Here is a 7,583-nt window from a genome sequence, read left to right on the forward strand (position 1 = left end):
CCCATGCCCTTGCCTCACACCAGTCTGATTGGCTACTGAGTTGAGCAATTACAAGTCAAGATATAAAGATCCACACAAGGAGCTTTATATTCTGGAGTTTGGCAAGCGATATACTTTGGGAAACGGATGACAGTCTTTCGCCGGGGGGCGTTCAATGATTACCCTGCCTGGAGTTACTATTCACAGCAAAATCTATGAGAGCTTAGCTTCTTTGGTGTATCGGGGTATCAGAGAGCAAGATAACTGTGCAGTGATTGCCAAAGTTCTCAAGCAGGATTATCCCTCTCCTCAGGATTTAACTCGCTATCGGCAAGAGTATGAAATTACTCGCTTTCTCAACATTGAAGGCGTAGTCAAGGCATACAGCCAGCAAGACTACCAGCGCACGCTGGTTATTCTTTTGGAAGACCTTGGTGGAGAGTCTTTAGAATGCTGGATGCGGCAACAATTAGACTTCTGTCCCATGCCGCTGTCGGTTTTTTTGAATATGGCGATCGCCATTACTGATACTCTAGGCAAAATCCATGCGGCCCATGTCATCCATAAAGATATTAATCCTGGCAACATTGTCTTTAATCCGAGGACTGGCGTTGTCAAAATCATTGATTTTGGCATTGCCACTCGCTTCAGTCGCACCAATCCGACATTCAAAAGTCTCCATCTTCTAGAAGGAACCCCCGCCTATTTGTCGCCAGAGCAAACCGGACGAATGAACCGTATGCTCGACTATCGCACCGACTTTTATTCACTGGGTGCAACCTTCTACGAACTGTTGACGGGACAATTACCGTTTCCGACTAAAGATTTCCTAGAGCTAGTCCACTGCCACATTGCCAGACCGCCGGCTCCCCCGCATGAATTAAACTCAACGATTCCCCAACCTGTTTCAGATCTGATTTTGAAACTGATGGCAAAGAATGCGGAGGATCGCTATCAAAGTGCCTGGGGCATCAAAGCAGATTTAGAACGCTGTGCCCAGCAACTGGCAGAAGTGGGTTTAATTGAACCTATGCCATTGGGACTGCAAGATGTTTCCGAGCAGTTCCGCATTCCTCAAAAACTATATGGGCGAGAAGCGAAGATTGCAGCATTATTGGCGGCTTTCGACAGAGTGGCAGGGAATGAGGGAATAGGGGAATGGGGAAGTGGGGGAGCAGAAAAAGACATTACCCTACTACCGCATCGTGAAATGATGCTGGTCTCCGGTTATGCTGGCATCGGCAAAACGGCATTGGTGCAGGAACTCCATAAACCGATCACAGCAAACCAAGGCTATTTTATCTCTGGCAAATTTGACCAATTTGGGCGCAACATTCCCTACAGCGCCATTGTGAATGCCCTGCAAAAGTTAGTGCAGCAACTCTTGAGCGAACCGGATGAGCAGGTGAAAGGGTGGCGATCGCGCCTGCTCACTGCTCTGGGCAGCAACGGACAAATCATCATTGATGTCATCCCCGAAGTTGAGTTAATCATTGGCAAGCAGTCGCCTATACCCGAAGTTGGAGCAACTGAGGCACAGAATCGCTTCAATCTCACGTTTCAAAAATTCGTGCGGGCGTTTTGTGCAAAAGAGCATCCCCTGGTCATTTTCTTAGACGATCTACAGTGGATTGATTCTGCGACTTTGAAGTTAATCGAACTTATCTTACTTGATGAGCAAATTCAGTATCTGTTTTTGATCGGAGCCTATCGAGATCATGAAGTATCTCCAACGCATTCATTAATTTTGATGCTGGAGAGCTTGCGAAACCAGGGAGCAGTACTTCAGGAAATCATCCTGGCTCCCTTAACGCTGGAACCGTTGACTCAACTGGTGGCTGAGACATTACATCGCAATCCTGATACCGTTCGTTCCTTAGCCCAAGTCGTGTTGCGTAAAACTGAGGGCAACCCTTTCTTTGTTGGTGAATTTTTGAAGCTGCTGTATGGCGAAAATCTGTTGACCTTTGATGCCCAACAGTTGAGCTGGCAGTGGAACCTGGCAGAGATTGAAGCTCAAAATATCACGGATAATGTGGTGGAGTTGCTACTGCGTCAGTTGCAGAAATTGCCGGAAGCAACACAACAAATTCTCTCCATCGCCGCTTGTACTGGGGCTGAGTTTGATTTAGAGACATTGGCGATCATTTGCGAAAAGTCACCGAAAGCAATTTTTCAGGATTTATTAGAAGCAATACAAGCGGGATTAATTCAACCTCTGTCTGACTTGGACGAAGACTTGTTGGTTCAAGAGTATAAGTTTTCGCACGATCGCGTTCAGCAAGCGGCTTATGCTTTGATTGATGAATCGCAGAAACAGGTTGTTCATCTCCAAATCGGTCGCAATTTGCTCGAAAAAACTTCACCAGAGCAACGATCCGATCGGTTGTTTGAAATCATCGATCATCTCAATCAAGGACTTGAGCTAGTCACTGCTCGATCCGAACGAACTGAAATTGCCAGATTGAATTTAATGGCAGGTCAGAAAGCAAAGGCAGCAACGGCTTATGAAGCAGCTTTTAAGTATTTCACTACAGGGCTTAAACTCCTCAATTCAGAGAGTTGGCAGAGTGAGTATGACCTTACCTTAGCGCTGTACTCAGAAGCAGCAGAAGCGGCGTATCTCCAGGGTCGCTTTGATGAGATGGAACAGTTGGTAGAAGTGGTACTCGATCGTGCCAAAACAGTGGTTGACAAAGTGCAGGCTTACGATAGCAGAATTCAAGGATATTCGTCACAGGGCAACCTGAAAGAAACACTAAAAACTGGGTTGGAAGCGTTAAAGCTTTTGGGAATAGATTTAATAGAAAATCCAAGTCTGGCAGATATTCAAAGGGAATTGGAGTCAACGGCTGCACTACTCGCTGAACGAGAAATCGAAGACTTGAGTAATTTACCAGAGGTGGCTGCACCAGAACCAGTGGCAGCTATAACAATCCTATCGAATATGGGGTCTGCTGCATTTATAACGTTACCAGCACTGTGGATACTGATTATATGCAAAACGGTAAATTTATCAATCAACTACGGTAATACTATCTGGTCACCGCTGTATTATGCTGCCTACGGATTTGTTCTATGTGGAGTTGTTCAAGACATTGAACTCGGCTATAAATTTGGTCAATTGGCTCTTACCTCGGCAGAACGATTGAATACCAAAAAAGGCAAGGCTAGAGCATTACAGTTATTTAGTGAGCATGTTATGCACTGGAAGGTGCATCTTAAGGAGCCGATACCACTGCTGGTTGAGGCTTATCAGGAAGGAGTGGAAACCGGAGACTTTGAATCTGCTGGTTATGCTGCATATTACGTGTGCCATAACTCATTTTTTGCTGGAGAGGAACTTACTCAACTGGAACAAAAAACAGTAATTTACAGCAAAGCGATCGACCAAATTAGACGAGAAAGTCCCTCGAATTGGCTGACAATATTGCGGCAGACCATTCTTAATTTGCTAGACAGGGCTGAGAATCCCAGTCGCTTAGTTGGTCGGGTGTGTAATGAAGAGGAGGCGTTATCACACGCTATTGCAGTTAAAGATGGAACTGTAATTCAAATACTCTATTTGCACAAAGTCATGTTGTGTTATCTATTTGAAGAACACCATCAAGCTGAACAGACTGCTATTTTGGCAAAGCAACATTTTGAAGAGGTGTCAGCAATAACGATTCTACCTATATTCTGTTTCTATCATTCTCTGGCGCTTTTGAGCCTATCGCTCGATGCTTCAAACTCTGACAAAGCAGCTTGGCTAAACTGTGTTAACACCAACCAAGAAAAAATGCAGAAATGGGCAGAACACGCCCCAATGAATTATCTACATAAATTTTATCTAGTCGAGGCAGAGAAAGCACGAGTCTTAGGGCAATTTCTTGAGGCTGAAGAGTTTTATGAACGGGCGATCGCAGGTGCTGCTGAAAATGAGTATATCCAGGAAGAAGCACTCGCGTATGAATTAGCGGCTAAACATTATCTGGCGCGAGGTCGGTCAAAAATTGCTCAAACCTATATGAAAGAGGCGCATTATTGTTACGATCGCTGGGGCGCGATCGCTAAAGTTAAAGACTTAGAAACTCGCTATCCACAGTTCTTTTCTCAGTCGTCTAGAGCTGCTTCCACATCAATTCCTATTACTGCTGAAACTATCACTAATCCCTTCCATACCGCTTTCGATTTAGCAGCAGTGATGAAAGCTTCACAGGCGATTTCTCGTGAAATTGAACTGAAGCAATTGCTGCGATTACTGATGCAAACTTTAATTGAGAATGCTGGCGCACAAACCGGATATCTGATTTTAGAAAACTCAGGAAAATGGTTAATCGAAGCGGCTTGTGAACTCAATGCCGATGAAAATGCTTGTGCGACTCAGGTGTTACAGTCTATTCCAATTGCCGAACAATTGCCAGAATCAATCATTCAATATGTGATTCGGACTCTGAAGCCTGTCATCTTAAATGATGCGACTCGTGAAGGTGCTTTTATTAATGAGCCATATATTCAACAGAACCAGCCTCAATCTGTTTTCTGTTTACCGCTGCTAAATCAAGCCAAGCTGGTCGGTGTATTGTATTTAGAAAATCAGTTAGCAACTGGAGTATTTACACCAGAGCGATCGCAGGTCTTGCAGCTATTATCGACTCAAGCAGCGATCGCCATCGAAAATGCCAACCTTTACTCAGAACTGCAGGCTAAGGAAAGCAAGATCACCCAGTTCCTCGAAGCGATTCCAGTGGGAATTGCGATCGTGGATGCGACGGGTTGCCCTTACTATGCCAACCAATGCGGCAATCAACTCATAGGCAAAGAAACTGATACTTCCATAGCACCGGAGCAGCTCTCAGAGGCTTATCAGCTTTATGTAGCGGGAACGGATCAAATCTATCCAGCGGAGAGCTTGCCTATTGTGCGGGCATTAAGGGGCGAACGCATCAGGACTGAAGATATAGAAATTCGTCGAGATCATGTCACAATTCTAATTGAGGCACGGGGAACACCAGTTTTTGATCAACAGGGCAATATCGCTTATGCGATCGCTACCTTTCAGGACATTACAGAGCGCAAACAAGCCGAGAAACTCCTAGCCGACTACAACTGCACTTTAGAGCAACAGGTCGCAGAACGAACTTTTGCGTTACGACAAAGTGAGGCCAATTACCGCAACCTGCTACAAACCGCGAATTCAGTCATCATTCGCTATGACACGCAAGGACGGATTCGATACATCAACGATTATGGGGTGAAACTCCTGGGCTATGAAGAACATGAGATTTTAGGGCGAACCTTATTTGAAACAATCATTCCAGACATCGAAACCTCTGGACGTGATGTCAAACCATTTGTTCACGATTTACTTCGTAATCCTCAATTGTACCCGCAAGGTGAGAGTGAAAACCTGTGTCGAGACGATCGGCGAGTTTGGATGGCCTGGTCGAATCAAGCCATCTTCAATGATCAGGGAGATGTCGTTGAAATCTTATCGGTGGGCAACGACACCACCCAGCGTAGGCAAGCAGAAGAGGCATTACAACGCAGTGAGGCCAAGTTCCGCAATATCTTTGAAAACTCGCAGGTTGGCATCTACCGAGTCCGCTTCTCGGATGGATTACTTCTCGATGCCAATCAACGCCATGCCAATCTGTTTGGCTTTGATTCACCAGAGGAGATCATTGGGCTTGAACACGTCATAGGCTATTATGCAGATCCCAGCGATCACCAACACCTCATTGAGTTGCTGAAGCGGGATCGAGAAGTGCGAAGCTTTGAAGTCCAGATGCGAAAACGAGATGGGACATTGTTTTGGGGGCTTTTCTCTCTTTATCTGAATGCAGACGATGACTACATCGAAGGGGTGATTGCGGATATTAGTGATCGCAAGCAAGCAGAAGCCGCTCTACAAGCTTCAGAGAAAGAGCTGCAAACTTTAATTACGGCAATTCCCGACCCGTTGTATGTACTAACTGCTGAAGGGCAAGTACTCGATGCAGTCGAGAGAGATCCCAATCAGTCATGTAGACCAATCGAGGAGCAGATTGGTAAAACACTGCATCAACTCCTTACCAAGGAACAAGCCGATGAATTCCTGAGTTGCATTCAGCAGGTACTGAGAACCCAACAAGTCCTCACCGTTGAATACAGCCACTGGATAGCTGGACGAGAAATGTGGTTTTCGGTTCGCATTGCCCCGATTCGGCACGAGCAGGTGATTTGGTTAGTGCGAGATATTACGCCGCAAAAGCAAGCAGAAGCAGCCTCGATTTTAGAAGAGCGTAACCGCATGGCACGCGAAATTCACGATACACTCGCCCAAGCATTTACAGGTATTCTCGCTCAGGTAGGAGCCGCAAACCAGGTGCTAACAGATGATTTAGAAGCAGCTCAAGCACACCTAGACCTGATCAAAGAATTGGCGCGAACTGGACTGGCTGAAGCACGGCGATCGGTCGTCGCGCTCCGTCCTCAGCTTTTGGAGGAGGGCAATTTACAGAGCGCTCTACATCGTCTCATCGCTCAAATCAGAACTGCCGCAATGGATACCACTTTATATTATGAGATTGAAGGTACAGTGTATTCTCTACCGACTGAAGTCGAGAGTAACCTACTGCGAATGGGGCAGGAAGCATTGACCAATGCGATTAGATACGCCAATGCTGACGAAATTCGAGTCCAGCTAGTATACGATCGCGATCAGTTTTGCTTGCGCGTGAAAGACAATGGACAGGGCTTTGGAGTTGGAAGTATTCCATCCTCTGAGGGATTTGGCTTACTCGGCATGAGCGAACGGGCAGAGCGTATCGGCGCACAACTCACGATTAGGAGTCAACCTGGACAAGGAACAGAGATTATTGTCACCATCAATCGGGAGTAACATCACAATGAGCGAAACCACGACTATTCGGGTTTTGATTGCGGACGACCATGCTATTTTTCGGCAAGGATTAGCCACGATTATTAACCGTGACCCAGATATGCAGGTGATTGCCCAAGCCGAAAATGGGGAACAAGCGATCGCCTTATTTCGGGAACATCAACCGGATGTTACACTCATGGATTTGCGAATGCCGGAAGTGGAAGGAGTTGCCGCCATCGGTGCAATTTGTGCTGCTGCTAAATCGGCTCGGATTATTGTACTAACCACGTATGATAGTGACGAAGATATTTATCGGGGATTGCAGGCAGGCGCAAAAGGATATCTGTTGAAAGAAACTGAACCTGACGAGCTTCTGAATGCCATTCGTACCGTTCATCGGGGTCAGAAGTATATTCCGCCCGATGTAGGAGCAAAGTTGGTACAGCGCCTCAGCAATCCAGAACTGAGTGAAAGAGAACTAGAAGTACTCCGCTCACTGGCGAAGGGAATGAGTAATGCGGATATTGCGACTGCTTTGAGTATTGGTGAAGGTACTGTTAAATCCCATGTTAATCGGATTTTGAATAAGTTAGATGTTAGCGATCGCACTCAAGCTGTGATTGTTGCCGTTAAACGCGGCATTGTCAGTTTGTAGGGTGTACTTTCGATAGAATTGGGATTCTAATACCATTTTTTTAAAGATGTGATAGAGATAAAGAATGTAAAATCCAAGACCATCCGGTGAGAAAACCAATGA

The 7,583-nt window shown here is 45.8% G+C and carries 2 protein-coding genes; both read left to right on the forward strand.

Annotated features, from left to right (window positions below; translation table 11 throughout):
* Positions 1-154 precede the first annotated feature (154 nt).
* Positions 155-6,844 carry a PAS domain S-box protein gene (locus QUA36_RS07125; RefSeq protein WP_333456401.1) on the forward strand — a complete coding sequence of 2,230 codons (6,690 nt, stop codon included), beginning with the start codon at positions 155-157 and terminating at the stop codon, positions 6,842-6,844.
* A 7-nt stretch (positions 6,845-6,851) separates the two neighbouring features.
* Entirely contained in the window at positions 6,852-7,481 is a 630-nt protein-coding gene (locus QUA36_RS07130) for a response regulator transcription factor (RefSeq protein ID WP_333118484.1), read from the forward strand.
* Positions 7,482-7,583 lie beyond the last annotated feature (102 nt).

The organism is Microcoleus sp. Pol10D4, from assembly GCF_036701555.1.
Taxonomy (GTDB): domain Bacteria; phylum Cyanobacteriota; class Cyanobacteriia; order Cyanobacteriales; family Microcoleaceae; genus Microcoleus.